Raw genomic sequence first — 26,825 nt, 5'->3', positions numbered from 1 at the left:
AATTCCTCTGTTAATACGGGCAATGAGCTACAATTGCGCTATTAAACCACTTTTGTCTGAATGAGCAAATGAGTCAAGCACAATCTACCCATTCCAATTTACCTGAAACTGAGTTCAATTTACTTGAAGATGCTGAGGATGCAGATAACCATACTTCAGACTCAACTGCAACACGTTTATCGTTGCAATTTCAATTGGATGACAGCCACTTAGGACTACGCATCGACCAAGTTGCAGCCATCATTTGGAGTGAATTTTCACGTGAAAAGCTAAAACAGTGGCTCAAAGACGGTCATTTGTTGGTAAATGGTAACACGGTCAAACCTAAATATAAGTGTGAAGGTGATGAGCTTCTTACCCTAGAAGTCGAGCTTGAAGCGCAAACCCGCAGCCTGCCTGAAGATATTCCACTGGATATTATTTATGAAGATGATGACATCATGGTGATTAATAAACCTGTGGGCATGGTGGTGCATCCGGGGGCGGGAAATAGCTCTGGAACTCTGGTAAATGCCTTGCTGCATCATTATCCAAAATCGGCTGAGTTGACTCGTGCAGGTTTGGTGCATCGTATTGATAAAGACACTTCGGGTTTGCTGGTGGTTGCTAAAAATCTGGAAACACAGTTTGCCTTGACTAAACAACTGGCGAAAAAGTCAGTCTATCGTTTATACGACTTGGTGGTGTACGGCAACATGATTGCGGGTGGCACAGTCGATGAGCCGATTAAACGCCATCCTGTAGATCGGGTGAAAATGGCTGTCTTGCCGGGCGGCAAAGACGCCGTCACACATTACAATGTTAAAGAACGCTTTCAGCATTTCACCCGTGTTCAGGCACGTTTGGAAACTGGGCGAACTCATCAAATTCGTGTGCATCTAAGTTATATTGGTTATGGTTTGGTTGGCGATCCTGTTTATACGCCACGTGTACGTGTGCCAGCAGGCGCATCGGCATTATTAAACGATACCTTGCGTAACTTTAAACGTCAGGCCTTACATGCCGTCAAACTCGGTTTGGTGCATCCACGTACTCAAGAAGAAATGATGTTTGAAGCGCCGTGGCCTGAAGACTTTAAACAATTGGTAGACGTGTTACGCAGTGAAAATGCTGCCTATTAATTGTTGCATAGACAGCATTAACAAGATCAACTCAGATACGGCAATGCCAGAAAACGACTAAGGATAGATGTATGCAATTTGTTCAAGGATTACCTGCAGGTGTGTATGTTGGGCAAACCCGCATACAACATGTGCAAGCTTTAGCGACAGACTGTGCCGATGTATCTGGTTTTAATCTGGCGCTGCATGTGCAGGATGATGCATGGCGTGTGCAGCAGCATCGTATGAGTTTACTGGCAGAGTTTGCTGAATATGGGGTCGATAAAATGACGTGGATGACGCAAACACATAGCGTGTTGTGTCAGACCATTAATGAGCAAATCACTTGTGAAGCTTTAGAAGGCGATGGTTTGGTCACTCAGCGTAAAGCGCATGCTTTAATGATGATGACCGCAGACTGTTTACCTGTGGTTTTGGGCAATGCCGAAGGCACTGAGGTTGCGAATCTGCATGCAGGCTGGCGTGGTCTTGCCAACGGTATTATCGAAAACACCATCGTCGAAATGCAAAGTGCTCCAACATGGTCGTGGTTGGGTGCGGCTATTAGTCAGCCGTGTTTTGAAGTTGGGGCTGAGGTGAAACAGGCATTTTGCGATAAATATCCTGAATTAGACACGGCTTTTATTGCAGGGCAGCAGCAAGGTAAATATCTTGCTGACTTGTATGCGATCGCGCGTTTTATTTTGCAGCAGCATGGTGTTACAACGGTCTTGGGCGGTGATCAGTGCTCGTATCAACAAGCCGATGATTACTATTCTTACCGCCGTCAAGCACGTACAGGACGTATGGCAACATTCGTGTTTATGCAGGCTTAGTGTTAAACTTGACTTAATTATTTGGTTTTAAACATTCTCATGTCAGTGACTCATTCAACATCTTCTTGCGCTGCTATTCGTGTGGCGGTGGTTTATCACAGTCCTTATGGTCATACTGCTAAGGTGGCACAGCATATTGCACAAGGTGCTGCGCAAATGGATGCTCAGGTGACTTTGATGGATGTGGCTGAAATTGAATGGGATAGCCTAGATCAAGCCGATATTATCATTATGGGCTGTCCAACTTATATGGGCAGCATTACTTCGGCTTTAAAACAGTTTATGGAGCAATCGTCTAAGCGTTGGTTGGCCAGAACTTGGCAGGGCAAACTGGCGGCAGGTTTTACCAATGGCGGTGGTTTAAGTGGCGATAAACTGGCGGTGCTGCAACAAATTAATTTATTTGCGATGCAGCATGGCATGTTGTGGTCAGGTTTACCGTTTATGCCGACAGGGCGTAGTCCACACGATATTAACCGCATGTCGAGCTTTTTGGGTTTAATGACGCAGTCTGATAATGCCAGTGTTGAAGTTACGCCACCCGAAGGTGATTTGGAAACTGCAGTCAAATTTGGTAAATATTTGGTGGAATTAAAACTTAAAGACTAAGCATTTTTAGTTTTACAACTTCCATAAAAAATGCTCGATGTTGATCTCGAGCATTTTTTATGGGCGGAATGTGCAAAATTATTTGTGCATTAAACGTGCTTTATCACGCTGCCAATCGCGGTCTTTTTCAGAAGCGCGTTTATCGTGCAATTGTTTACCTTTCACCAAAGCAATTTCAAGCTTCGCTAAAGGGCCTTTCCAATAACATGCTAAAGGTACGCAAGAATAACCTTTTTGATTGACTGCACCCATCAACTTTTCAATTTCACGTCGTGAAAGTAAGAGTTTGCGGGTACGGGTCGCTTCAGGCACTACATGCGTTGAAGCAGACAAGAGTGGTTGAATTTGTGCACCAAATAAAAAGGCTTCATTGTCACGAAACAGGATATAACTTTCGGTAATAGTCATACGTCCTGCGCGCAAAGATTTGACTTCCCAACCTTGCAAAGAAAGTCCTGCTTCAAATTTTTCTTCAATAAAATAATCGTGGCGTGCACGTTTATTCTGTGCAATTGTTCCGCCCGTATTTTTTTTAACTACAGTTAGCTTCGCCATATTCAATTACTTCCAAACTTATGACTATTGTGCCTCAAACCAAGGCTTGCTGACAAATCAAAATCATCACAACTGTTGGCTAAACTGCTTTGATATTTCATAATTTGGTAGACTTTAGTTCACTAAAATTTTTTGTATTTGTTAAACTAACTTTGACAAAACCAACTAGAGCATAATGGATGTCTAAAACTCGCGTAATTTATCCGGGCACCTTTGACCCGATTACTAATGGTCATATTGACTTGGTGACACGTGCTGCAAAAATGTTTGATGAAGTCGTGGTCGCAATTGCCATTGGACATCATAAAAATCCAATTTTTACTTTGGAAGAACGTGTGGAATTGGCACAGGCATCTTTAAAGCATTTGCCTAATGTTGAATTTGTCGGATTTGATGGTTTATTGGTTAATCTTTTCCGTGAGCAAAATGCGACTGCAGTTTTGCGTGGTTTGCGTGCTGTTTCAGATTTTGAATACGAATTTCAGTTGGCAAATATGAACCGTCAATTAGATGCGAAATATGAAGCGGTATTTCTGACTCCTTCAGAGCAATATTCATTTATTTCTTCTACATTAGTTCGTGAAATTGCACGCTTAAAAGGTGATGTGACTAAATTTGTTGCACCTGTTGTGGTCGAAGCCTTTGAGCGTAAATTACGACAAGGTTGGTAGCGTGTCTTTATATATTACCGATGAATGTATTAACTGTGATGTCTGTGAACCTGTATGCCCAAATGAGGCAATTTATATGGGTGAGCTGATTTATGAGATTAATCCAGCATTATGTACTGAATGTGTAGGACATCACGAGCAGCCGCAGTGTCAGTTATTTTGCCCAGTCGATTGTATTCCGCTCGATCCAGAGCATGTAGAAACACAGGAACAATTGCTGGAAAAATATAAAAAACTGATTGCTCAAAAAAGCGCAAGCAATTAACTTATAATTTTGCTAAGATGCGCCTTCGAAGTGAACCAGACGATCGCTGCTGTGGAGGTCTCCGTGACTGAAACAGGGGAGGAAAGTCCGGGCTTCATAGGGCAGGGTGCCAGGTAACGCCTGGGCGGCGTGAGCCGACGGAAAGTGCAGCAGAGAGTAGACCGCCTTCGTATGGTTTCTTTTTCGGAAGAAATTGAAGGTAAGGGTGAAAGGGTGCGGTAAGAGCGCACCGCATGGCTGGTAACAGTTCATGGCATGGTAAACCCCACCAGAAGCAAGACCAAATAGGAATCCTGAGGTACGGCCCGTACTGGATTCGGGTAGGTCGCTTGAGCGTATGAGTGATTGTACGCCTAGAGGAATGATCGTTCTCGACAGAACCCGGCTTATCGGTTCACTTCACCAAATTTTAAGCAATTGATGCGTGATAAGGCTTGACGTTACCTAGATTACAGCAGATAATGCGCGCACAGTTTTTGGCTATGTAGCTCAGTTGGTTAGAGCACCGCACTCATAATGCGGGGGTCACAGGTTCAAGTCCCGTCATAGCCACCATTTTTCAGACCACGTTCACTAACGTGGTCTTTTTTTTGTTTAAAATTTGTCTGTGCAATCTATTTGAGCTGTATCCAGTTGAATCTGCATTTGTAGGTTTTGAATCTGTTGCCAATTGGCTTGTTGATCAGAGTGAGCAAAAATTTTGGCATCGACCTGATTTAATTTTTTTAGCGAAATGTGTTGTGATGCACAATAACGCCCTACAGCACGCTCATAAGCCAGTTGTTGCTGCGCTGCAGCATTGAGTTGATGTGCCGTTAAAATCTTTTGCTGCCCTTTGGCATAAGCAACCAAGACACGTCGGTCTGCGATGCTATAACTCATTTTAGAATTAATAAATTGCGCAACATCACGCCGTACACCGTTGTAATCTACAAAAATAGGTGAAACCAAAGCACAGGAACTTAAGCCAACAACAAGGCTACTCAGTATTATAGACTTCAAGATCATGGTTGAATTTATTCTCTTTTTTCTGTGTGACTTGATATAGATTTTGCTGCAAATATTTAAGAATCTCCGTAAGAAAATAGTAATTTGATTAAAATTAAACAAATCTCCCTGTTTTTGCTTAAACTGTGAGCGTTTGTAAATTAAAATGCTTGACGATGCAGAGCTAAGTTTAGATAATGCGCACACAGTTTACGGCTATGTAGCTCAGTTGGTTAGAGCACCGCACTCATAATGCGGGGGTCACAGGTTCAAGTCCCGTCATAGCCACCATTTTAATAGACCAAGCTCTCAGCTTGGTCTTTTTTTTGCCAAATTTTTAAGTTGCTTTTGGTGCAGCATTGGTTTTATAGCAGTTATAAAAAAAACCAAGCCACAGCTTGGTTTTTTATAAATCTAGTTAAGCTATGTTTTAAGCTTTAAATTCCTGCTTTCCAACCATTGACTAGCGGATAGCGACGTTCACGACCAAAAGCGCGCGAGCTTATACGTGGACCTAATGCACCTTGACGACGTTTGTATTCATTCCGATCAACCAATTGAATGACTTTCTCAACCATTGCACGTTCAAAGCCTTTGCTAATAATGTCTTCTTGGCTTTGATCTTCTTCAATATACGCATACAAAATTGCATCGAGCACTTCGTATGGTGGTAGAGAATCTTGGTCTTTTTGGTCAGGACGCAATTCGGCTGAAGGTGGACGAGTAATGACACGTTCAGGAATCACAGGGATATCGGCAATGCTGTTACGGTATTTTGCCAGTTCAAACACAATGGTTTTGTACACATCTTTCAATACAGCAAAACCACCGACCATATCGCCATAAAGCGTGCAGTAACCAACTGCTAGCTCAGATTTGTTACCTGTAGAAAGCACGAGGTTGCCAAACTTATTCGATAGTCCCATTAAAATCGTACCACGGGCACGGGCTTGTAGATTTTCTTCTGTAGTGTCGCTTGGGCTGTTGCCAAAGAAAGGATAAAGCGTTTGCATAAAGCTATTGACGATAGGGTGAATTTCGGCAATACCAAAAGTCACGCCTAAGGTTTTGGCTTGTTCTGCAGCATCTTCAACGCTAATTTGCGCGGTATAGGTGTACGGCATCATCACTGCTTGTACTTTGTCTGCACCAATTGCATCAACCGCTATAGCAAGGGTGAGCGCTGAATCAATTCCGCCTGACAAGCCTAGAATCACACCTGGAAAGCCAGAGCGTTGCACATAGTCTCGGGTTGCGAGTACCAAACCTTGATAGATTTCAGCAAGGGTGTCTAAAGCGGGGCTAATTTCGGCGCTTTTAAAGTGCTTCTGCGCAGAGTCATATTCAGCGTAGAACAAACCTTCTTGGTAGGTTGGGGCTTGTAGCGCAACATTGCCTGCTTGGTTAATCACAAAGCTCGTACCATCGAAGATTAAATCATCTTGACCGCCAACTTGGTTGACATAAACCACATTGAGATGTAATTGCTTCGCTAACTCGGTCATGGTTTGTACACGATGCTGCGGTTTACCCACTTCATAAGGTGATGCATTGAGCACCAATGCTGTTTCAACATTGAGTTGTGCGAGTTGCTGTACCGTTGGCAGTGCCCATAAATCTTCGCAAATTAATACACCAAATTTATGTCCAAGGTATTCAAATACCAGATGTTGATGACCTTCATCGAAATAACGCTTCTCATCAAATACGGCATAATTCGGTAAATTTTGTTTGTTATAAATACCAAGAATATTGCCATCTTTCATGACTGCAGCAGAGTTGAAACGTTGACCATCTTCAGTTTCATTCACAAAACCGAAAACTAAAACGATATCTTTAATTTCACGTAATTGTTCAAATGCTTGTTGAGTGCGTTTGTTCAAGCTTGGGCGCAGTAATAAATCTTCTGCTGGGTAACCCAAGAGAGAAAGTTCAGGAAAAATAATCAGATCTGCGTGTTGTTTTTTCGCTTCATTTGCCTGTTCAAGCATTTTTTGCGCATTTGCTTCGAGATTGCCGATGTGTGGAGAGAACTGTGCAAGGGCAATTTTAAAAGATTTCATTTAAATTAAGTCCTATTCCTATAGGTTTAAAATACACATAAACAACTGATTATTATTGTTATAAAAATTTCAGCGCAGTGTATTGTGGATTAAACGACTGCCGAAAGGCACAAATAAAAACCATTTATTATCTAACAGATAAAGATCTTATTTTGCGGTGCAAAAATAGAGACTTTTGCTATTTTATCGTAATTTAGAATAGATGCTAGCATCGAATACACTTTATTCTTGTATGCTGCAGAATATCATTGAAATGTGACAGAATTTTTATGCTATTTATTTGAAATTATTATATTTTAAGATTAGGTTTGTCTGTGGTTTTAAGCCTGATCGCTCAAGTTAAAGAATATTCAGTTAAGCAATTGGTTTTGGTGGATTCAGAATAATATTGTCAATTTTTTTCAGGAAAATATCTTTAGCGATGTCGCCTTGTTGTTCAATGTTATAGGCAAAAAAAGGCTTGTTTGTAGTCAATTGATAGCGATATGGATTGTACTGTTTAAAGCTTAAATAATATGCCGTTTGTAAGAGTGCGCCATGTAGCAAGACATTGATTTTCTGTTGATATTGCAAGACATGCGCCATTTCGTGAATAAAAATGGCTTGATAGCCTAAATGTGCTTGAGTGTAGTCTGAACGGTAATTCAAATTACGCACATGAATATCACCACAGGGTGCCATAAATATATGTTGTGGTTGCCAAGGTAAATAGGGGTGATTCATGACTCTGACTTTGCTGTAGTCAATTAAATGACCGAACACAGACTGGCATAGCTGTATTTCTGCAGGTGTTAAGTAGCGATATTTAAACTGCGCAAGTTTTAAAAAACGCATGAGCAGACTTAAAAATAAGAAATGCAGTTGCAGCATGTAAATTGATCATGAAAGGCTGATATCAAAAATATAGCGTAAATTGGCTGATGACCCAATCTAATTATCTTGTTTAAGTCAAACTACCAAGGCTTTACATTATGGCGAGACAAATATTCAAAAATAAAAAAACCACCCGAAGGTGGTTTTTTGAGTCGTACTCGTTTTATAAGGTACAACGCAAACCGAATTAACGGTTGATGTCGCGTTGAGTGTAACCTGTGTAAAGCTGACGTGGACGACCGATTTTGTAAGGACCGCTGTGCATTTCTAACCAGTGGCTGATCCAGCCTACAGTACGTGCAAGAGCGAAAATTACAGTAAACATTTCTGTTGGGATACCAATCGCTTTAAGGATGATACCTGAGTAGAAGTCTACGTTAGGGTATAAGTTACGCTTGATGAAGTATTCATCAGATAACGCAATACGCTCAAGTTCCATTGCAAGTGCAAGTTGTGGATCGTTGATACCTAAGTCGTTAAGAACTTCGTCACAAGTTTGCTTCATTACTGTTGCACGTGGGTCGAAGTTTTTATAAACGCGGTGACCGAAGCCCATAAGCTTCACTTCTTTAGTCTTCACTTTTTCCATGAAGTCTGCAACGTTTTCTACAGAGCCGATTTCATCAAGCATCTTAAGAACAGCTTCGTTCGCACCACCGTGAGCAGGACCCCAAAGTGCAGAAATACCTGCAGAGATACATGCGTATGGGTTAGCGCCAGTAGAACCAGCTAAACGTACAGTTGAAGTGGACGCGTTTTGTTCGTGGTCAGCGTGAAGCGTGAAAATACGATCCATAGCGCGTGCATGAACAGGGTTAACTTTGTAGTCACGGTCTGCTGGTGTAGCAAACATCATGTACAAGAAGTTTTCTGCGTAGCTTAAGTCGTTACGTGGGTAAACGAATGGTTGACCAACTGTGTACTTGTAGCTCCAAGCCGCTAAAGTAGGAATCTTCGCGATTAAACGAATCGCTGTGATTTCACGGTGGTTAACATCTTCGATGTCCAAATTGTTGTGATAGAACGCAGATAACGCACCAACAACACCAACCATGATTGCCATAGGGTGAGCATCACGACGGAAACCGTTATAGAAACGCTTAACTTGGTCGTGAACCATAGTGTGGTTGCGAACTTTTGCGTCAAAATCAGCTTTTTGTTCAGCTGTTGGAAGCTCGCCATTTAATAATAAGTAGCAAGTTTCTAAGTAGTCAGCTTTAGTTGCCAATTGGTCAATTGGGTAACCGCGGTGTAAAAGAATACCTTTGTTACCATCAATAAATGTGATTTTAGACTCGCAAGACGCTGTTGCCATAAAACCAGGATCAAAAGTAAAGTGACCTGCCGCCAACACATCCTTAACGTCAATTACATCTGGGCCTAATGTGCCGCTGTAAATTGGTAATTCAATTTCTTTTCCATCAAGCTGTAATACGGCTTTTTTGCCAGTTGCTTCAGACATTCAATAGATCTCCTGTCCTGGTGAATGTTGATCTGACTCGAAGTATCAATCTTTTAATGCGCAAGTCAGACGGATTAAAAATTTGCTCTAAGATTAGAGAGTACTGAAATTTTGTCAATTATACTTATGGATTAAGTAGACGACTGTTTGCAGAAAAAGCCGAAAAAATTCCAGTAAAAAAATCAATAAAATCACAGCACAGCCGCAGTATCATAAGTCAAAATTTGTTGGATGTGCAGAAAAAAATCATCGTTTGGGATTAATTGTAAGCAATTTTAAATAATGGTTTTGCTGTGGTGATTCTGCGGTGGGTTGCAGCCCAAAACTTAAATTTATCTAATTCTCATAACTTACACGTTTTTGCATAGGCATCAGGTAGGTTTGTCTTTTGGATACAGGCTGCAAGTCGGGTATTTAAAATAGATGTTAATTGATCAAAAAATGACTGATTAAACTCAGAAAAAATTTCAGGAATAAGCATTTTTTGGGCAAAAGAATATGGGGTTCTGCATAAGATTAAGAGTTTCTTGTTTTGTGTAATATTGGAAAATACTGGATAAGTCATTCTTTCGCATGATGATTATGGTAAAAAAGGTAGATTGGTATTTAGAGCGGACGCTGAATATAAGTTTGAGAAATAGTCTGGGTTGTAAACCTTGTAATCGGGGAAATATAAAACAGTCTAAGTCTGTTGATTATAAATAAATAAAAGTTATCCGAGTGTGAGTAAGCCAATAATTGTTGCTTTGCAGCAACGTATCACAGCTTTAACAGTAAAAGATGCGAGTGTCCGATAAAGCTGTGTGCTCAATGTTTGTAGACACGAATAGATATGATAGAGAGTAAGGTGCAAATTTATCTTTAGTCTAAATATTCTAAATAGATATAAAGCTATATATAGAGCCTATTGCTAAATAAATTGTATAAAAACATTGTGTTATAAGTATGATTGTAATTTAGTTAAGCAGGTTGTTGATTCTTATTGTTGTTAATGATTCTTATTTAAAGGATTTTTGGCAAAAAAGCCGAGCTGTGTTGTTTGTATTTTGACAGTTGACGTTTTATAATTCAGTGTCGTTTTAAGGTTAGGCATGAATTTGCCTGACAATGCCAGCTTTCCTTCGAATTTATTCCAACAAACTCCGGATGGAGTTTTTACTTACAGGATGCCCGCTGTGAAAAGCAACAGACCTGTCAATTTGTCCATGGGTCAAGTTTTAGAAGTAAACTTAAAATCGCCCGTGGCTATTGCATCAATTCTACACCGTCTTTCTGGTGTCATCGTATTTTTACTCGTACCGGTACTTTTATGGTTGTTAGACAAGTCATTGTCTTCACCTGAAGGTTTTGCTCAAGTTCAAGAAATTTTTAACGGTTTCTTTGTACGCTTTATCGTATGGGTATTTGTAGCCGGCTTAATTTATCACTTCATTGCTGGTATTAAGCACTTACTTGCTGACCTTGGTTTTGCAGAAGAACTGCAAAGCGGTCGCATTGCAGCTACTATTTCATTGATCTTGTCTGCTATCGGTATCGTTGCAGCATTTGTATGGATTGTAATCTAATGAAAAGTGCTACAGGTTTAACGGGTTCAGGTTCTCGCGATTGGTATATCCAACGTGTTAGTGCTGTAGTTCTTGCTGTTTATACCGTTGTGGTATTTGGTTGGATTCTTCTTAACGGTGGATTCAACTTTGAACAGTGGTACGGCTTTATGATGACATTACCAATGAAGATTATGTCTTTATTGGCAGTCTTATCTCTTGTTGCACACGCTTGGATTGGCATGTGGCAAGTATTCACTGACTATGTGACTACTCGTCAAATGGGTCCTTCAGCTTCAGGTTTACGCCTAGTGCTGACTTCAGCAGTGATTATTGCTGTTTTTGCATACGCAATCTGGGCAATCCAGATTTTCTGGGCGAATTGATAGGAAAATATCATGGGCGCGATTAACCCTAAAGAAGATTATACAAATATTCCACACCAATTCTTTGACGCAGTCATCGTTGGTGGTGGTGGTTCAGGTATGCGTGCATCTTACCAACTTGCTCAAGCAGGTTTGAAAGTTGCGGTATTGACCAAAGTATTCCCTACACGTTCACACACTGTTGCAGCGCAGGGTGGTATTGGTGCATCTCTTGGTAATATGCAAGAAGATAACTGGCACTACCACTTTTATGACACAGTAAAAGGTTCTGACTGGTTAGGCGACCAAGACGCGATCGAGTTTATGACGCGTGAAGCGCCACAAGTGGTTTATGAATTAGAACACTTGGGTATGCCATTTGACCGTAACGCAGACGGTACAATTTACCAACGTCCATTCGGTGGTCACTCTGCAAACTACGGTGAAAAAGCGGTTCCACGTGCATGTGCTGCAGCTGACCGTACTGGTCACGCACTTCTTCACACGCTTTATCAAAGCAACGTGAAAATGGGTACTCAATTCTTCGTTGAATGGATTGCTCTTGATTTAATCCGTAACGAAGCAGGCGATGTACTTGGTGTTACAGCAATTGACCAAGAAACTGGCAAAATTGCAGTATTCCAAGCGAAAGCGACATTATTTGCTACAGGTGGTGCAGGTCGTGTTTACCGTGCATCTACAAACGCATATATCAACACTGGTGACGGTCTTGGTATGGCTGCTCGTGCGGGTATTCCATTACAAGATATGGAATTCTGGCAGTTCCACCCTACGGGTGTTGCGGGCGCAGGCGTATTGTTAACGGAAGGCTGTCGTGGTGAAGGTGGTATCCTTCGTAACGATTCAGGCGAGCCGTTCATGGAGCGTTATGCACCAACTTTGAAAGACTTGGCGCCACGTGACTTCGTATCACGTTCTATGGACCAAGAAATTAAAGAAGGTCGTGGTTGTGGTCCAAATAAAGACTACATCTTGCTTGATATGACGCACTTAGGTGCAGACACCATCATGAAGCGTCTTCCATCTGTATTCGAGATTGGTAAGAAATTCGCGAACGTTGACTGTACAAAAGAGCCAATCCCAGTAGTGCCGACTATCCACTATCAAATGGGTGGTATTCCAACAAATATTCATGGTCAAGTGGTTGTGCCAGAAAGCCGTGAAACTCAAGAGTTGGTTGCGAACTACAACGCAGAAACTGATACTTATACAACAAACTCGGGCGACCGTGATTTTGCTAAACCAGTAAAAGGTTTCTATGCAATTGGTGAGTGTTCATGTGTATCTGTACACGGTGCAAACCGTTTAGGTACAAACTCATTGCTTGACTTGGTTGTATTTGGTAAAGCTGCTGGTCAGCACATCATTGAGTATGTAACTAAGCAACACGATGGTGAGTACGAACCACTTCCAACAACTGTTCTTGAAAACACTGTGAACCGTATTCGTAAACTTGACGAATCGACTTCTGGTGAAAATGCTCAAGAAATTGCAGATACGATTCGTAACATCGTTCAAGATCACGCAGGTGTATTCCGTACTTCAGCGTTGCTTGAAGAAGGTGTTAAACAAATTCTTGCGCTTGAACCACGTGTTCGCAACATTCATTTGAAAGACAAATCTAAAGTATTTAACACTGCGCGTGTAGAAGCTTTAGAAGTTGAAAACTTATATGAAGTTGCTAAAGCGACATTAATCTCAGCTGCTGCACGTAAAGAATGTCGTGGTGCGCATACGGTTGTAGACTTCGAGTTACCACCAGATCACCCAACTTATTCTTATGGTCGTCGTGATGATGAGTGGATGAAGCACACCTTATGGTTCTCTACAGATAACCGTCTTGAGTACAAACCAGTACGTTACAAGCCGCTTACTGTAGCTGCTATTCCACCTAAACCACGTACATTCTAATTGGGAGAAGTAAGATGAGTAGAGGTACTCGTACATTTAATATCTACCGCTACGATCCTGATAAGGATAAAGCACCGTACATGCAAACTTTTAAGCTTGAATTGACTGATAAGCACCGTATGTTGCTTGATGCGCTTCTTGCATTGAAAGTACAAGACGAAACTTTAACGTTCCGTCGTTCATGTCGTGAAGGTATTTGTGGTTCTGATGGTGTAAACATCAACGGTAAAAATGGTTTAGCGTGTCTTTGGAACCTCAACGACTTACCAGAAGTGATTACGATTCGTCCACTTCCAGGTCTTCCAGTAATTAAAGACTTAGTTGTTGATATGAATCAGTTCTACGATCAGTACAACAAGATTCATCCGTTCTTGATCAACAACCAGCCTGCGCCTCCAAAAGAGCGTTTACAGTCTCAAGAAGACCGTGAACACCTTGATGGTTTGTATGAATGTATTCTTTGTGCATGTTGTTCAACTTCATGCCCATCATTCTGGTGGAACCCAGACAAGTTCTTGGGTCCTTCAGCATTGTTGAATGCATACCGCTTCATCATTGACTCTCGTGATACTGCAACTCAAGAGCGTTTGGCTCGTCTTGACGACCCATTCTCATTGTTCCGTTGTAAAGGCATCATGAACTGTGTGTCTGTTTGTCCGAAAGGTTTGAACCCGACGAAAGCAATTGGTCACATTCGTAACATGTTATTAGACCAAGCTGGCTAAGCGAGCTAAGGTTGAAAAAAAAGCACATCTTTGGATGTGCTTTTTTTATGGCTTAATATTGCTGTAAAAGTAAAATAATAACGAGGTGTGTTTTTTAATATCGAACATATAAACGTAGTATGCAAAGAAGTGATTAAAAAATGAGTGCTTGATATTTTTTAGGTATAACTGCTGGATTAATAGACAAAAACCGATAAAAGGCGACTAAAGTTGCACACAATTGTAATCCAGTGCTGCTATTTTGTTGTAAAGCATAGGCAAATGCCAAGATTAGCTGCAATATTTGTTTTTAGATGTTATCATTTAACGTGTAATTGAGAGGGCAGATTGAGAGATGTGCTCTCTTTTCTTTTATCTAAAATAGTGGGGTTGGACTTTGGTCTAAATTGCTTCTGTTTTTTAAATAAAGCACCATATATTAGATGAAAATAGAATCACTGTATTTCGCCAATTTATAGGAGGTATGTGTCAAAAAAATCAATTGCATTTCTGAGATCATGTTACGATTAACAAATGACTATATCTGAAAAATGTTGAATTTTTGTACATTTTATCAACATTTTAAGTGCAAATGATGTGTTATTAAATCAGGACTATTGCAGAAAAGTCGTATTAGAAAAGCTAAGACTGAGCACTTATTTTTTCTAAAACGATTTTGCAAAAAATTGCTCGGCTTGGGTCGAGTATATAAATGAGTGATGATGCCAATGAGGGCGTTATGATTCATAAATGACATTGGGTTTTCCTAATGTAGTGATAACGCCTCATGACATATGTCAACTGGGGACTAATGTCATGTTACCAATTTGACATTATCAATCATGGGTTTTGCTTAAAAAGCATCCTGGAAAATGTTTTTGCAATAGGAAATGGGTCCACAAATGCAAGAAGTTGCTGACGCACTGCGTCTTGACACTGAACTTTCCGCTGATAGTGCAGCGTATATTGAAGAACTTTACGAGCATTATTTGACGTCACCGGAATCAGTCGGTGCTGATTGGCGCGAATATTTCGATAAATTCCCGAAGGGTGATCAACCACACAGTAATGTACGTGAGCAATTCCTTTTATTAGGTCGTAATTCAAATCGCGTTCAAGCCATTGTTCAAGGTTCAGTGAGTTCTGAACATGAACAACGTCAAATTGGCGTGTTGCAACTGATTGCTGCTTACCGTAACCGTGGTCACCAAAAAGCAAAATTAGATCCACTAGGTTTGGCAAAACGTGAAGACGTGCCAGATCTTGATCTTGCTGCACATGGTTTAACCAAGTCTGATTTAGATACTGTTTTCCATACAGGTAATTTGGAAATTGGTAAGTCTGAAGCAACACTAGGCGAAATGGTTGATGCCATGCAGGCGATCTACTGCGGTTCAATTGGTGCAGAATACATGCACATTGTTGATACCAAAGAAAGACGCTGGATTCAACAACGCTTAGAAAGCGCACGTGGTAAGTTCACATTTACTGCAGATCAAAAGAAACACGTTCTTGAACGCTTAACAGCAGCTGAGGGTCTAGAAAAATATCTAGGTAATAAATACGTTGGTGCGAAACGCTTTGGTGTAGAAGGCGGTGAATCATTTATCCCTATGGTCAACGAAATCATTCAACGTGCGGGTGCTGTTGGCTGTAAAGAAGTCGTGATTGGCATGCCACACCGTGGTCGTTTGAACCTGCTTGTGAACATCATGGGTAAAAACCCTGCAGACCTATTTGGTGAGTTCGAAGGTAAGAGCTTGCATAAAAAAGGTTCTGGCGACGTAAAATATCACCAAGGTTTCTCATCTAACGTGATGACTCCGGGTGGTGAAGTGCACTTGGCACTTGCGTTTAACCCATCGCACTTAGAAATTGTTGGACCTGTGGTTGAAGGTTCTGTACGTGCGCGCCAAGTACGTCGTAAAGACATTGGTGGTGATGATGTATTGCCATTAATCGTTCACGGTGATGCCGCATTTGCAGGTCAAGGTGTTAACCAAGAAACCTTCCAAATGTCACAAACTCGCGGTTATACCGTAGGTGGTACAGTTCACATTGTGATTAACAACCAAGTTGGTTTCACAACATCTGACCCACGTGACGCACGTTCTACTGAATACTGTACTGACATTGCAAAAATGATTCAGGCGCCAATTTTCCACGTGAATGGCGATGATCCTGAAGCGGTGATTTTTGTATCTCAATTGGCACACGATTTCCGTCATACATTCCGTAAAGACGTTGTGATTGATTTGTTCTGCTACCGTCGTCGTGGTCACAACGAAGCGGATGAACCTGCAGCAACTCAGCCAATGATGTATCAAGTGATCAACAAAAAGACCACTACACGTACTTTGTATGCTGACCAATTGGTGCAAGAAGGTGTGTTGGATCGCGCAGCAGCAGATCAAATGATTGAAGATTACCGCGCAGATTTAGAAGCGGGTAATCACGTTGCGAACGCATTGGTACTTGAGCCAAATACTAAAATGTTTGTAGATTGGTCGCCATACTTGGGTCACGACTATACAGACGTTTGGGATACAACTTTCCCTATCGAGCGTTTGAAAGAACTTGGTCAAACCATGCGTAAACTTCCAGAAGGTTTCGTGATGCAGCGCCAAGTTGCCAAAGTGATTGACGATCGCTTGAAAATGCAAACAGGTGAAATGCCACTAAACTGGGGTGCAGCTGAAACTTTAGCTTACGCATCTTTGTTGGATGAGGGTTACCTTGTTCGTTTGACTGGTGAAGACGTTGGTCGTGGTACTTTCTCGCACCGTCATGCAAAACTGCATAACCAAGTCGATGGTAAAACTTATATTCCACTTTGCCACATCAAAGAGAACCAACCACGCGTTGCAATCTACGACTCATTATTGTCTGAAATGGCAGTATTGGCATTTGAATATGGTTATGCGACGACCCTTCCAAAGAGCTTGATTATTTGGGAAGCACAATTCGGTGACTTTGCCAACTGTGCTCAAGTGGTAATCGACCAGTTCATTTCATCTGGCGAAACCAAGTGGGAGCGTGTGTGTGGTTTAACGATGCTTCTTCCACACGGTTTTGAAGGTCAAGGTCCTGAGCACTCATCTGCACGTTTAGAGCGTTTCTTACAGCTTTGTGCGGAAGAAAACATGCAAGTGATGACACCAACAACACCTGCACAGATTTTCCACGCTTTACGTCGTCAGGCGATTCGTCCAATCCGTAAGCCAATGATCATCATGTCGCCGAAGTCTTTACTTCGTCACAAGTTAGCAGTGTCTAACCTTGATGAGCTTGCAACTGGTACATTCCAGACTGTGATTGATGAAATTGACAACATCAACAAATCAGACGTGACGCGTTTGGTATTGTGTGGTGGTAAAGTGTATTACGACTTGCTTGAAAAGCGTCGTGAATTAGAATTGAACAATACTGCAATTGTTCGTATTGAACAGTTGTACCCATATCCAGAACAACGTCTTGCTGAAGTTCTTGCTTCTTATCCAAACGTAAAAGAATTAGTTTGGACTCAAGAAGAGCCGAAGAACCAAGGTGCTTGGTTATTCATCGCGCCACGTTTATATGATGACGTAATGAAAACTGGTAAACAGATTCGCATTAGTTATGCGGGTCGTGAAGCATCTGCAGCACCAGCGTGTGGTTCACCATATTTGCATGCAAAACAACAAGCTCAGCTCATCAATGACGCGCTTGCGATCGTAGCTGAATAACAGGAGATTCGAAGTAATGGCAACCGAAATTAAAGCACCGGTATTTCCAGAGTCAGTTGCAGACGGTACGATTGCAACTTGGCACAAACAACCAGGTGAAGCAGTTTCACGTGATGAAGTGATCTGTGATATTGAAACCGATAAAGTTGTTTTGGAAGTAGTCGCTCCTGCTGATGGCACAATCTCTGCAATCATCAAAAACGAAGGCGATACAGTTCTTTCTGACGAAGTAATTGCTCAATTTGAAGCGGGTGCTGTTTCTGGCGCTGCTCAAACTCAAGCAGTTCAGTCTGAAGCACAAGTAGAGCAAGCTGCGGCGAAAACTGAAGCAGGCGCTGCGCCAGTTGTTGAGCGTGCACAACCAGTTGCTGACCAAGCACCAGCAGTACGTAAAGCGTTGACTGAAACAGGTATCAATGCTGCAGACGTTTCTGGTACAGGTCGTGGTGGTCGTATCACTAAAGAAGATGTTGCAAATCATCAAGCTAAACCTGCTGCTGCAGCTGCGCCATTAAGCGTTGCGGTAGGTGAGCGTATCGAGAAACGTGTTCCTATGACACGTTTACGTAAGCGTGTTGCAGAGCGTTTACTTGCAGCGACTCAAGAAACTGCAATGTTGACAACATTCAACGAAGTGAACATGAAGCCAATCATGGAAATGCGTGCACAATACAAAGACGCATTTGAAAAACGTCATGGTGCACGTTTAGGCTTTATGTCTTTCTTCGTGAAAGCTGCAACTGAAGCATTGAAACGTTACCCAGCAGTAAACGCTTCTATTGATGGCGAAGACATCGTATATCACGGTTACTACGACATCGGTGTTGCGGTTTCTTCTGACCGTGGTTTAGTGGTTCCTGTATTACGTGATACAGACCGCATGAACTACGCTGAAGTAGAAAACGGTATTCGTGACTATGCTTATAAAGCACGTGACGGTAAGCTAGGTATTGAAGATATGACTGGCGGTACATTCACCATTACTAACGGTGGTACTTTCGGTTCATTGTTATCTACACCAATTCTAAACACGCCACAAACTGCAATTTTGGGCATGCACAAAATCCAAGAGCGTCCTATGGCGGTAAATGGTCAAGTTGAAATCTTGCCAATGATGTACTTAGCGCTTTCTTATGACCACCGTTTAATTGATGGTAAAGAAGCTGTAGGTTTCCTTGTAACAATCAAAGAATTGTTAGAAGAGCCAGCTAAACTCATCCTTGACCTTTAATTCTAAAGAATAAATCAGTGGGCTTGGAGCGATCCTCTAAGCTCATTTTTGGAGATAAAAATGTCTCAACAATTTGATCTTGTTGTTATTGGCGGTGGCCCAGGTGGTTATGAAGCGGCAATTCGTGCGGCTCAACTTGGCTTTAAAGTTGCGTGTATCGAAAAACGTATTCACAAAGGCAAACCATCTTTGGGTGGTACATGCTTAAACGTGGGCTGTATCCCATCTAAAGCATTACTTGATTCTTCACATCGTTATGAAGATACGGTTCATCACTTGGCTGATCATGGTATCACTACAGGTGAAGTACAGTTTGACCTTGCGAAGCTATTAGCACGTAAAGACAAAATCGTTGACCAATTAACTGGCGGTATTGATCAGTTATTAAAAGGTAACGGTGTTGAGTGGTTAAAAGGTACGGGTAAATTGCTTGCAGGTAAAAAAGTTGAGTTCGTTTCTCATGAAGGCGAAACTCAAGTTTTAGAGCCTAAGTATGTGATTCTTGCGACTGGTTCAGTTCCTGTAAATATTCCTGTTGCTCCTGTAGATCAAGACATTATTGTTGATTCTACTGGTGCATTAGAATTCCCAGAAGTGCCTAAGCGTTTAGGTGTGATTGGTGCAGGCGTAATTGGTCTTGAACTTGGTTCAGTATGGCGTCGTCTAGGTGCAGAAGTTGTTGTATTTGAAGCAATGGATGCATTCTTACCAATGGCTGACAAAGCTTTGGCAAAAGACTACCAAAAACTATTGACCAAGCAAGGTATGGATATCCGTATCGGTGCGAAAGTTTCAGGTACTGAAGTTAATGGTCGTGAAGTGACTGTTAAATATACCCAAGGCGGCGAAGACAAAGAACAAACTTTCGATAAATTGATCGTTTGTGTAGGTCGTCGTGCTTATGCTGAAGGTTTATTGGCAGATGACTGCGGTATTAAACTGACTGAACGTGGTTTGGTTGAAGTAAACGATTGGTGTGCAACTTCTGTTGAAGGTGTATATGCAATTGGTGACTTAGTACGTGGTCCAATGCTTGCACACAAAGCAATGGAAGAAGGCGTAATGGCAGTTGAGCGTATTCACGGTCATGCTGCACAAGTTAACTACGACACAATCATTTCAGTAATCTACACACACCCTGAAGCGGCGTGGGTTGGTTTAACTGAAGAGCAAGCGAAAGAAAAAGGCCACGAAGTGAAAACTGGTCAATTCGGTTTCGCGGTAAATGGTCGTGCTTTAGCTGCAGGCGAAGGTGCTGGTTTCGTGAAGTTTGTTGCAGATGCAAAAACAGATCGTTTATTGGGTATGCACGTGATTGGACCTGCTGCGTCTGACATCGTTCACCAAGGTATGATTGCACTTGAGTTTGTATCTTCAGTTGAAGATTTACAATTAATGACATTTGGTCACCCAACCTTCTCTGAAGTGGTGCATGAAGCCGCTTTAGCTGTAGATGGGCGTGCGATTCACGCGATTCAGCGTAAACGCAAATAACACTAAAAAGAGCGGCTTAGGCCGCTCTTTTTGCATTTGATGGTTGTATTTATGGGAATAATCATCTAAAAGTAAAGAGCATAGGAAAAACACCACACAAGGAAAGCAATATTAAAACGCAGGTTTGATATTGGTGGTGATAACTGAATAAAAGAAGTAGTAAAAGGTTAGTCAATGAATCTACATGAGTATCAAGCAAAAGCGCTATTAAAAAAATATGGTATGCCAGTACAAGAAGGCATTTTGGCAACTACAGCCGTAGAAGCTGTGCAAGCTTTCGAGCAACTGGGCGGTAAATTTGCAGTGATGAAAGCTCAGGTGCATGCAGGTGGTCGCGGTAAAGCGGGCGGCGTGAAGGTCGTAAAATCTGCACAAGAAGCAGCAGACTATGCCAACCAAATTCTTGGAACACGTTTGGTCACCTATCAAACCGATGCCTATGGTCAGCCTGTAAACAGTATTTTAGTGGCTGAAGATGTTTATCCTGTAGAGCGTGAACTGTATTTGGGTGCAGTGGTAGATCGTTCTAGCCGTCGCGTCACTTTTATGGCATCTACTGAAGGTGGTGTTGAAATTGAGAAAGTGGCAGAAGAAACCCCAGAAAAAATTATTAAAGTAGAAGTTGATCCTTTAGTGGGTTTATTGCCATTTCAGGCACGTGAAGTGGCTTTTACATTAAAACTCAAAGACAGTCAAATCACGCAGTTTGTGAAGATTATGACAGCGGCTTATCAGGCATTTATCGACAATGATTTTGCCTTATTTGAAATTAACCCATTGTCTGTACGTGAAAATGGCGACATTTTATGTGTCGATGCCAAAGTCGGTATTGATTCCAATGCGCTGTATCGTTTGCCTGAAGTCTTGGCACTGCGCGATAAAACACAAGAAAATGAACGTGAATTGCGTGCATCAGAATTTGACCTGAACTATGTTGCTTTAGAAGGCAATATCGGTTGTATGGTGAATGGTGCAGGTTTAGCAATGGCAACTATGGATATTATTAAACTCTATGGTGGTCAGCCTGCGAACTTCTTGGATGTAGGTGGTGGTGCAACCAAAGAACGCGTAATTGAAGCCTTTAAAATTATTTTGGCAGATCACTCGGTTAAAGGCGTACTGATTAATATTTTTGGTGGAATTGTACGTTGTGACATGATTGCGGAAGCAATTATTGCAGCGGTTCAGGAAGTAAATGTGACAGTACCTGTAGTGGTTCGCCTAGAAGGGAACAACTCGGAACTTGGTGCAAAATTACTCGATGAATCAGGATTAAAACTTATTTCTGCAAACGGCTTGTCTGATGCCGCAGAAAAAATTGTTGCTGCAGTGAAAGCTTAAGGAGAATCAGGATGAGCGTATTAATTAATAAAGACACCAAAGTATTGGTACAAGGTTTCACTGGTAAAAATGGTACTTTTCACTCAGCACAAGCACTTGATTATGGAACCAAAGTGGTGGGTGGGGTAACGCCAGGAAAAGGTGGTCAAACCCATTTGGAATTACCTGTATTTAACACCATGAAAGAAGCTGTACGTGAAACAGGTGCAGATGCATCGGTGATTTATGTGCCTGCACCGTTTGTTTTAGATTCGATTGTAGAAGCAGTCGATTCTGGAGTAGGTTTGATTGTGGTGATTACGGAAGGTGTGCCAACCATCGACATGCTCAAAGCCAAGCGTTATTTAGAAACCAATGGCAATGGTACACGTTTGGTGGGACCAAACTGCCCAGGTGTGATTACACCAGGTGAATGTAAAATTGGCATCATGCCAGGGCATATTCATCAACCAGGACGAATTGGCATTATTTCACGTTCAGGTACTTTGACCTATGAAGCTGTGGCACAAACCACCAAATTAGGCTTAGGGCAATCGACCTGTATCGGGATTGGTGGTGACCCAATTCCAGGTATGAACCAAATTGATGCTTTAAAATTGTTCCAAGACGACCCAGACACCGATGCGATTATTATGATTGGTGAAATTGGTGGTACGGCAGAAGAAGAAGCTGCGGAATATATCCAGTCGAATGTTAGCAAACCTGTGGTGGGTTATATTGCAGGAGTGACAGCACCTAAAGGTAAGCGTATGGGACATGCGGGTGCAATTATTTCAGGCGGTAAAGGTACTGCGGAAGAAAAATTTGCAGCCTTTGAGCGTGCTGGAATTGCTTATACGCGTAGCCCTGCTGAATTGGGTTCTACCATGTGGCAAGTATTAAAAGATCAAGGTTTGCTTAAATAACAAATTTTGAAGATCTTGATTTTATTCAGTACTCAATCCCCAATTTTGGGGATTTTTTATGTTGAAAAATTAGCCACATTTGAGAGATAAAGTATATGATAAGAGTTAATTTGGTATTGCTTTGTTGCATAAATATGTAAGCATCTGATTTAAATAAATTTAATTTTGTATCAAAAAATAATCAAAACTTTTAAATCATATAGTTATGAAATCTTTGTGCGACAAAGCCGTTCAAGTAATTTTTTGCATCTCGGGAAATTATTTTTATTGTTGTACAAGCTGTATAAACAGCTGATTCAAATAAAAAAATACGCAATGATTGGGGTGATCATTGCGTATGAAAAACGAATCTGCTTTCACAGCTTCGATAACGGAGAAATGTTATGAAATTAGGATTGCTCCTAAAGCATGTAAGTATACTAAACTGAGAATGAATACTATTCCGCAGTATTCAGGTTACGTGATGTTAAATCACGTAAGTAATAAGTGTTTTTTGTAAGTCGAGTCAGCTTGTGTTGATTTTTCACTCAAATAAAAAGTCTCTTATTCATGTGAATAAGAGACTTTAAAATATTTCTATCTACAAAATGCTTAGAAGCGGAATACACCCAAGCCAGCTTTCACTTCATCTAAAGTTTGCTGGGTAATATCACGGCATTTGTCGGTGCCTGTTTTCAAAATATCCATAATGTAGTCAGGATCTTTAGCAAGTTCGATACGACGTTCACGGATCGGCCCAATCAATTCTTTTAGAATGCCTTCCAAACGCTTTTTCACCGTACCATCGCCCAAACCACCACGACGATAATGCGCTTTCAGTTCTTCAAGTTCTTCTTTGTTGGTATCGAAGGCATCTAAATAAGTAAATACTACGTTGCCTTCAACCTGACCTGGGTCTTCGATACGCAGGTGATTTGGGTCGGTGTACATTGCATTGACAGCTTTTTTAATGTCTTTGTCTGTGGCATCTAACACAATGGTATTGCCCAGTGATTTTGACATTTTCGCTTTACCATCAAAACCAGGTAAACGTCCGACATTTGACAACAATGCCTGACATTCAGGTAGTAAGTCATGACCAATTTGACGATTCACCCGACGCACAATTTCATTGGTCTGTTCAATCATTGGAATTTGGTCTTCACCTACAGGAACGACCGTTGCTTTAAATGCAGTAATATCGGCTGCTTGAGCTACAGGGTAGCACAGGAAACCTGCAGGAATATCACGCTCAAAACCACGCATCTGAATTTCAGATTTAATGGTTGGATTTCGCTCCAAACGTGCCACAGTCACGAAGTTTAAATACAACATGGTAAGTTCGTTTAGCGCTGGCAGGCAAGATTGCACGCAAATGGTGGTTTTTGTTGGATCAATCCCCACCGCTAAATAATCGGTTGCTACCTCAATAATATTGCGACGTACTTTTTCAAAGTTGTCGGCATTGTCAGTTAAGGCTTGAGCATCGGCAAGTAACAGATGTTGATGATGTGAGTCTTGTAAACCTACACGTGAACGTAAAGAACCCACAAAGTGACCTAAATGTAATTGTCCAGTTGGACGATCGCCTGTCAAAATCACAGGACGATTATCTTGATTACTCATTTTTTATTCCAAGTCGTATCTACGACATCTATTTACCGATGAATTGCTACATTGTAAGGCATAACATTTTTCAATGTCACTTCCTTAAATAGATTGAATTGAATTCGTTTAAAAAATTAATGAAGTAAATACAGAGTTTATTTGCGTACAGTTTTAAAATAGATAGAAAATCGCATAAGGATAACAACGCAATGGCGAGCAGCTTATTACTTTTATTAGATGACATTGCAACAGTTTTAGATGATGTGGCAGTTATGAGCAAAATGGCTGCCAAAAAAACCGCAGGGGTTTTGGGTGATGATTTGGCGTTGAATGCGCAGCAGGTGAGTGGTGTGCGCGCCGATCGTGAGTTGCCTGTAGTGTGGCGGGTAGCTAAGGGCTCTTTTGTTAATAAATTGATTTTAGTACCGTTGGCATTATTCATTAGTGTAATTGCACCGTGGTTAATTAATCCTTTATTGGTGATTGGTGGTTTATTTTTAAGTTATGAAGGTGTGGAAAAAATCATGCACACCTTACAGCACAAAAAAGCTCAATCGGCTAAAGAAGCACAATTAGAATTAATTCAAACTGAACAAGACCTTGCGACGTATGAAAACGAAAAAATTAAAGGTGCAGTGCGTACTGACTTTATTTTATCGGCGGAAATTGTGGTGATTTCTTTGGGGACTGTGGCTGCGGCAGGCTTTTTAACCAAAGTGACAGTGTTGAGTTTAATTGCGATTGCCATGACGGTCGGTGTCTACGGATTTGTAGCTTTAATTGTCAAAATTGATGACATTGGTTTATATCTCACAGAACAAGCTACTAATTTTAAACAACGTATTGGGCGTGGTTTACTGGCATTTGCTCCAATTTTAATGAAGACTTTATCTGTGGTGGGTACTGCAGCGATGTTCTTGGTTGGTGGAGGAATTATCAATCATGCTATTCCTTTTGTGCACCATTTCACAGAAGATACGGTAGAGTATGTACAAGACATCCCAACGATGGGCAGTATTGTAGGTTCAGTCACGCCAATGTTGATGAACCTTGTCGTGGGTATTTTGGCAGGCATCTTGGTGGTGATTGTGGTCGCACTTGTTCAAAAAGTGTGGTCAAAGTCTAAATCGGCTTAATCTATTATCAGAGTTTAAGAGAAGGATAAGAATAATGCGTTGGAAAGGCCGTCGAGTTAGCACGAATGTAGAAGACCGCCGTGGTGGCGGTGGAGCAAAAGCGGGCGGTATCAGTATTTTGGGCTTAGTGGTGGCCTTTGTTGCATGGAAGTTCTTTGGCATCGATCCGCAATCGGCTTATCAAGCGACCAAGCAAGTCACCTCACATGCGCAAAGTGCTGAAACTAAAGGTTTAGATAATCCAAGTCCTGAACAACAAGAGGCGATGGAGTTTGTGGGCACTGTTTTGGCCGATACAGAAGATACGTGGTCACAAGTGTTTCAGCAGCAGTTAAATAGCCAATATATACCACCTAAACTGGTGTTATTTACAGGTGTGGTCAATTCTGGCTGTGGTACGGCACAATCGGCAATGGGGCCATTTTATTGTCCTGCCGATCAAAAAGTATATATTGATACTTCATTCTTCCAAGCCATGCGTCAGCAAATGGGCATTGGTGGTGAACAAAATCAGACTGAATTAAGCCGAAATGATCAGGCGGGCGATTTTGCTCAAGCCTATGTGGTGGCGCATGAAGTTGGGCATCATATTCAGACCATTTTAGGGATTTCAGAACAAGTGCATAAAGCACGTCAGCAAGTCAGCGAAGTACAGGGTAATCAGCTTTCGATACGTCAGGAATTACAAGCGGACTGTTTATCGGGAGTGTGGGCGCATCATAACCATCAACGTACTCAATTCCTCGAACAAGGTGATATTGAAGAAGCAATGGATGCGGCACATAAAATTGGCGATGACTATTTACAAAAACGTGCACGTGGGCAAGTCGTGCCTGATAGCTTTACGCATGGTACCAGTGCACAGCGCGTACAATGGTTCCAGACTGGCTTAAAATCAGGCTTGATCAGTGATTGTGATACATTCAATGCCGCAATTTAACTGACTTAAAAATCAAGTTTTATAAACAAAAGGAGTGCTGCCAGTCGCTCCTTTTTTATAGGCTAAATGAATGCGAGTGGATAGATGCAAACAACGTTAAGCCGTAAACCGAGTGATGAATTAGCACACATGATTTTGAACGTGGTGTGTTTGATTCCAGCAGGTCAGGTTGCGACCTATGGGCAAGTGGCATGCCTAGCGGGTCTGCCCAAACATGCACGTTTGGTCGGTTATGTCCTCAGGCATTTATCGGCAGAACATACTGTGCCGTGGCATCGGGTGATTAATGCGCAAGGAAAAATTAGCCTAAGCAAACTAAACGCCCAAGGAGAAAATATACAAACTTTAAAATTACAGGAAGAAGGGATTGTGGTAATTGCAGAAAAGGTGAATTTAAAACAATACCAATGGCAGAATTGACATACTCCCACCACTAAACTGAAAGTTATAGTGGGGGAATCTTTGCGACCCATGCAATCAAATTGATTACACCTTTCGAT

General features: G+C 41.5%; 23 protein-coding genes, 2 tRNA genes and 1 other RNA gene. 20 read left to right on the top strand and 6 right to left on the bottom strand.

Annotated features, from left to right (window positions below):
* Positions 1–68 precede the first annotated feature (68 nt).
* From rluD to CF596_RS01695, 3 genes are all read left to right on the top strand, one after another.
* A complete protein-coding gene (gene rluD / locus CF596_RS01705; RefSeq protein WP_096901019.1) occupies positions 69–1,121 on the top strand; it encodes a 23S rRNA pseudouridine(1911/1915/1917) synthase RluD in 1,053 nt (350 codons plus the stop codon).
* Between the two features lie 71 nt (positions 1,122–1,192).
* Complete coding sequence (pgeF, locus tag CF596_RS01700; RefSeq protein WP_096901018.1) at positions 1,193–1,936, top strand: peptidoglycan editing factor PgeF; 744 nt, start codon at positions 1,193–1,195, stop codon at positions 1,934–1,936.
* Positions 1,937–1,975: 39 nt separating this feature from the next.
* Complete coding sequence (locus CF596_RS01695) at positions 1,976–2,545, top strand: flavodoxin family protein (protein ID WP_004972210.1); 570 nt, start codon at positions 1,976–1,978, stop codon at positions 2,543–2,545.
* A gap of 78 nt (positions 2,546–2,623) precedes the next feature.
* Here CF596_RS01695 and smpB read toward each other — a convergent pair whose 3' ends face one another.
* Complete coding sequence (smpB, locus tag CF596_RS01690) at positions 2,624–3,100, bottom strand: SsrA-binding protein SmpB (protein WP_004972209.1); 477 nt, start codon at positions 3,098–3,100, stop codon at positions 2,624–2,626.
* Positions 3,101–3,279: 179 nt separating this feature from the next.
* Between smpB and coaD the strand changes: the two genes are divergently transcribed.
* The 4 genes from coaD (at position 3,280) to CF596_RS01670 (ending at position 4,591) form a co-directional block, all read left to right on the top strand.
* Positions 3,280–3,771 carry a pantetheine-phosphate adenylyltransferase gene (coaD, locus tag CF596_RS01685; protein WP_096901017.1) on the top strand — a complete coding sequence of 164 codons (492 nt, stop codon included), beginning with the start codon at positions 3,280–3,282 and terminating at the stop codon, positions 3,769–3,771.
* 1 nt (position 3,772) lies between these two features.
* Positions 3,773–4,036: a YfhL family 4Fe-4S dicluster ferredoxin gene (locus tag CF596_RS01680; RefSeq protein ID WP_004972206.1), complete on the top strand. Its 264-nt coding sequence runs from the start codon at positions 3,773–3,775 to the stop codon at positions 4,034–4,036.
* Positions 4,037–4,063: 27 nt separating this feature from the next.
* An RNA gene (rnpB, locus tag CF596_RS01675) (RNase P RNA component class A) lies at positions 4,064–4,441 on the top strand.
* Positions 4,442–4,514: 73 nt separating this feature from the next.
* A tRNA-Met gene (locus tag CF596_RS01670) sits at positions 4,515–4,591 on the top strand.
* A gap of 39 nt (positions 4,592–4,630) precedes the next feature.
* On the opposite strand, the gene CF596_RS01665 is transcribed toward CF596_RS01670, so the two are convergent.
* Positions 4,631–5,044 carry a hypothetical protein gene (locus tag CF596_RS01665; protein ID WP_096901016.1) on the bottom strand — a complete coding sequence of 138 codons (414 nt, stop codon included), beginning with the start codon at positions 5,042–5,044 and terminating at the stop codon, positions 4,631–4,633.
* A gap of 193 nt (positions 5,045–5,237) precedes the next feature.
* On the opposite strand from CF596_RS01665, the gene CF596_RS01660 reads away from it, so the two are divergent.
* Positions 5,238–5,314, top strand: a tRNA-Met gene (locus tag CF596_RS01660).
* 146 nt (positions 5,315–5,460) lie between these two features.
* On the opposite strand, the gene CF596_RS01655 is transcribed toward CF596_RS01660, so the two are convergent.
* The 3 genes from CF596_RS01655 to gltA all read right to left on the bottom strand — a co-directional run bounded on the left by CF596_RS01655 (position 5,461) and on the right by gltA (position 9,421).
* Positions 5,461–7,086 carry an NAD+ synthase gene (locus tag CF596_RS01655; protein ID WP_096901015.1) on the bottom strand — a complete coding sequence of 542 codons (1,626 nt, stop codon included), beginning with the start codon at positions 7,084–7,086 and terminating at the stop codon, positions 5,461–5,463.
* A 354-nt stretch (positions 7,087–7,440) separates the two neighbouring features.
* Positions 7,441–7,956, bottom strand: coding sequence for a hypothetical protein (locus tag CF596_RS01650; RefSeq protein ID WP_096901014.1), 516 nt, complete (start codon positions 7,954–7,956; stop codon positions 7,441–7,443).
* A 190-nt stretch (positions 7,957–8,146) separates the two neighbouring features.
* Positions 8,147–9,421: a citrate synthase gene (gene gltA / locus CF596_RS01645; protein WP_096901013.1), complete on the bottom strand. Its 1,275-nt coding sequence runs from the start codon at positions 9,419–9,421 to the stop codon at positions 8,147–8,149.
* 1,166 nt (positions 9,422–10,587) lie between these two features.
* Here gltA and sdhC point away from each other — a divergent pair.
* From sdhC to sucD, 9 genes are all read left to right on the top strand, one after another.
* Entirely contained in the window at positions 10,588–10,986 is a 399-nt protein-coding gene (gene sdhC, locus CF596_RS01640) for a succinate dehydrogenase, cytochrome b556 subunit (protein ID WP_143228670.1), read from the top strand.
* Entirely contained in the window at positions 10,986–11,351 is a 366-nt protein-coding gene (sdhD, locus tag CF596_RS01635) for a succinate dehydrogenase, hydrophobic membrane anchor protein (RefSeq protein ID WP_096901012.1), read from the top strand. The genes sdhC and sdhD overlap by 1 nt, the downstream gene beginning before the upstream one ends.
* A 12-nt stretch (positions 11,352–11,363) precedes the next feature.
* The gene (gene sdhA / locus CF596_RS01630; RefSeq protein ID WP_096901011.1) at positions 11,364–13,262 is read left to right on the top strand and encodes a succinate dehydrogenase flavoprotein subunit; all 1,899 of its coding nucleotides are present in this window, start codon (positions 11,364–11,366) and stop codon (positions 13,260–13,262) included.
* A gap of 14 nt (positions 13,263–13,276) precedes the next feature.
* The gene (locus CF596_RS01625) at positions 13,277–13,987 is read left to right on the top strand and encodes a succinate dehydrogenase iron-sulfur subunit (RefSeq protein ID WP_096901010.1); all 711 of its coding nucleotides are present in this window, start codon (positions 13,277–13,279) and stop codon (positions 13,985–13,987) included.
* Between the two features lie 881 nt (positions 13,988–14,868).
* Positions 14,869–17,691, top strand: coding sequence for a 2-oxoglutarate dehydrogenase E1 component (locus tag CF596_RS01620; RefSeq protein ID WP_096901045.1), 2,823 nt, complete (start codon positions 14,869–14,871; stop codon positions 17,689–17,691).
* A 16-nt stretch (positions 17,692–17,707) separates the two neighbouring features.
* On the top strand, positions 17,708–18,922 hold the full coding sequence (gene odhB / locus CF596_RS01615) for a 2-oxoglutarate dehydrogenase complex dihydrolipoyllysine-residue succinyltransferase (protein WP_004972191.1): 1,215 nt from the start codon (positions 17,708–17,710) through the stop codon (positions 18,920–18,922).
* Between the two features lie 60 nt (positions 18,923–18,982).
* The gene (gene lpdA, locus CF596_RS01610) at positions 18,983–20,416 is read left to right on the top strand and encodes a dihydrolipoyl dehydrogenase (protein WP_004972188.1); all 1,434 of its coding nucleotides are present in this window, start codon (positions 18,983–18,985) and stop codon (positions 20,414–20,416) included.
* A 174-nt stretch (positions 20,417–20,590) separates the two neighbouring features.
* Positions 20,591–21,757: an ADP-forming succinate--CoA ligase subunit beta gene (gene sucC / locus CF596_RS01605; RefSeq protein WP_096901009.1), complete on the top strand. Its 1,167-nt coding sequence runs from the start codon at positions 20,591–20,593 to the stop codon at positions 21,755–21,757.
* 11 nt (positions 21,758–21,768) lie between these two features.
* Positions 21,769–22,662: a succinate--CoA ligase subunit alpha gene (sucD, locus tag CF596_RS01600; RefSeq protein ID WP_096901008.1), complete on the top strand. Its 894-nt coding sequence runs from the start codon at positions 21,769–21,771 to the stop codon at positions 22,660–22,662.
* Between the two features lie 591 nt (positions 22,663–23,253).
* Here the strand turns inward: sucD and trpS are convergent.
* Positions 23,254–24,267, bottom strand: coding sequence for a tryptophan--tRNA ligase (gene trpS / locus CF596_RS01595; RefSeq protein ID WP_004972183.1), 1,014 nt, complete (start codon positions 24,265–24,267; stop codon positions 23,254–23,256).
* Between the two features lie 191 nt (positions 24,268–24,458).
* Between trpS and CF596_RS01590 the strand changes: the two genes are divergently transcribed.
* The 3 genes from CF596_RS01590 to CF596_RS01580 all read left to right on the top strand — a co-directional run bounded on the left by CF596_RS01590 (position 24,459) and on the right by CF596_RS01580 (position 26,745).
* A complete protein-coding gene (locus CF596_RS01590) occupies positions 24,459–25,385 on the top strand; it encodes a DUF808 domain-containing protein (protein ID WP_096901007.1) in 927 nt (308 codons plus the stop codon).
* 34 nt (positions 25,386–25,419) lie between these two features.
* Positions 25,420–26,325 carry a neutral zinc metallopeptidase gene (locus CF596_RS01585; RefSeq protein ID WP_096901006.1) on the top strand — a complete coding sequence of 302 codons (906 nt, stop codon included), beginning with the start codon at positions 25,420–25,422 and terminating at the stop codon, positions 26,323–26,325.
* 84 nt (positions 26,326–26,409) lie between these two features.
* The gene (locus tag CF596_RS01580; RefSeq protein WP_096901005.1) at positions 26,410–26,745 is read left to right on the top strand and encodes an MGMT family protein; all 336 of its coding nucleotides are present in this window, start codon (positions 26,410–26,412) and stop codon (positions 26,743–26,745) included.
* Positions 26,746–26,825: the final 80 nt, after the last annotated feature.

This window comes from Acinetobacter sp. YT-02 (genome assembly GCF_002412355.1).
In the GTDB taxonomy this organism is placed as follows: domain Bacteria; phylum Pseudomonadota; class Gammaproteobacteria; order Pseudomonadales; family Moraxellaceae; genus Acinetobacter; species Acinetobacter towneri.
Note: the sequence above shows the minus strand (reverse complement) of the source record. Positions and strands in the feature narration are given on the sequence as shown.

Excerpts from the sequence above, each read along its gene's own strand:
- pgeF (WP_096901018.1), top strand. The coding sequence starts at position 1,193 with ATGCAATTTGTTCAAGGATTACCTGCAGGTGTGTATGTTGGGCAAACC.
- CF596_RS01625 (WP_096901010.1), top strand. The coding sequence starts at position 13,277 with ATGAGTAGAGGTACTCGTACATTTAATATCTACCGCTACGATCCTGAT.
- sucC (WP_096901009.1), top strand. The coding sequence starts at position 20,591 with ATGAATCTACATGAGTATCAAGCAAAAGCGCTATTAAAAAAATATGGT.
- CF596_RS01650 (WP_096901014.1), bottom strand. The coding sequence starts at position 7,956 with ATGCTGCAACTGCATTTCTTATTTTTAAGTCTGCTCATGCGTTTTTTA.
- CF596_RS01620 (WP_096901045.1), top strand. The coding sequence starts at position 14,869 with ATGCAAGAAGTTGCTGACGCACTGCGTCTTGACACTGAACTTTCCGCT.
- coaD (WP_096901017.1), top strand. The coding sequence starts at position 3,280 with ATGTCTAAAACTCGCGTAATTTATCCGGGCACCTTTGACCCGATTACT.
- odhB (WP_004972191.1), top strand. The coding sequence starts at position 17,708 with ATGGCAACCGAAATTAAAGCACCGGTATTTCCAGAGTCAGTTGCAGAC.
- sdhC (WP_143228670.1), top strand. The coding sequence starts at position 10,588 with ATGCCCGCTGTGAAAAGCAACAGACCTGTCAATTTGTCCATGGGTCAA.
- sdhA (WP_096901011.1), top strand. The coding sequence starts at position 11,364 with ATGGGCGCGATTAACCCTAAAGAAGATTATACAAATATTCCACACCAA.
- sucD (WP_096901008.1), top strand. The coding sequence starts at position 21,769 with ATGAGCGTATTAATTAATAAAGACACCAAAGTATTGGTACAAGGTTTC.
- CF596_RS01590 (WP_096901007.1), top strand. The coding sequence starts at position 24,459 with ATGGCGAGCAGCTTATTACTTTTATTAGATGACATTGCAACAGTTTTA.
- CF596_RS01580 (WP_096901005.1), top strand. The coding sequence starts at position 26,410 with ATGCAAACAACGTTAAGCCGTAAACCGAGTGATGAATTAGCACACATG.
- CF596_RS01665 (WP_096901016.1), bottom strand. The coding sequence starts at position 5,044 with ATGATCTTGAAGTCTATAATACTGAGTAGCCTTGTTGTTGGCTTAAGT.
- smpB (WP_004972209.1), bottom strand. The coding sequence starts at position 3,100 with ATGGCGAAGCTAACTGTAGTTAAAAAAAATACGGGCGGAACAATTGCA.
- CF596_RS01695 (WP_004972210.1), top strand. The coding sequence starts at position 1,976 with ATGTCAGTGACTCATTCAACATCTTCTTGCGCTGCTATTCGTGTGGCG.
- trpS (WP_004972183.1), bottom strand. The coding sequence starts at position 24,267 with ATGAGTAATCAAGATAATCGTCCTGTGATTTTGACAGGCGATCGTCCA.
- lpdA (WP_004972188.1), top strand. The coding sequence starts at position 18,983 with ATGTCTCAACAATTTGATCTTGTTGTTATTGGCGGTGGCCCAGGTGGT.
- sdhD (WP_096901012.1), top strand. The coding sequence starts at position 10,986 with ATGAAAAGTGCTACAGGTTTAACGGGTTCAGGTTCTCGCGATTGGTAT.
- CF596_RS01585 (WP_096901006.1), top strand. The coding sequence starts at position 25,420 with ATGCGTTGGAAAGGCCGTCGAGTTAGCACGAATGTAGAAGACCGCCGT.
- CF596_RS01655 (WP_096901015.1), bottom strand. The coding sequence starts at position 7,086 with ATGAAATCTTTTAAAATTGCCCTTGCACAGTTCTCTCCACACATCGGC.
- gltA (WP_096901013.1), bottom strand. The coding sequence starts at position 9,421 with ATGTCTGAAGCAACTGGCAAAAAAGCCGTATTACAGCTTGATGGAAAA.
- rluD (WP_096901019.1), top strand. The coding sequence starts at position 69 with ATGAGTCAAGCACAATCTACCCATTCCAATTTACCTGAAACTGAGTTC.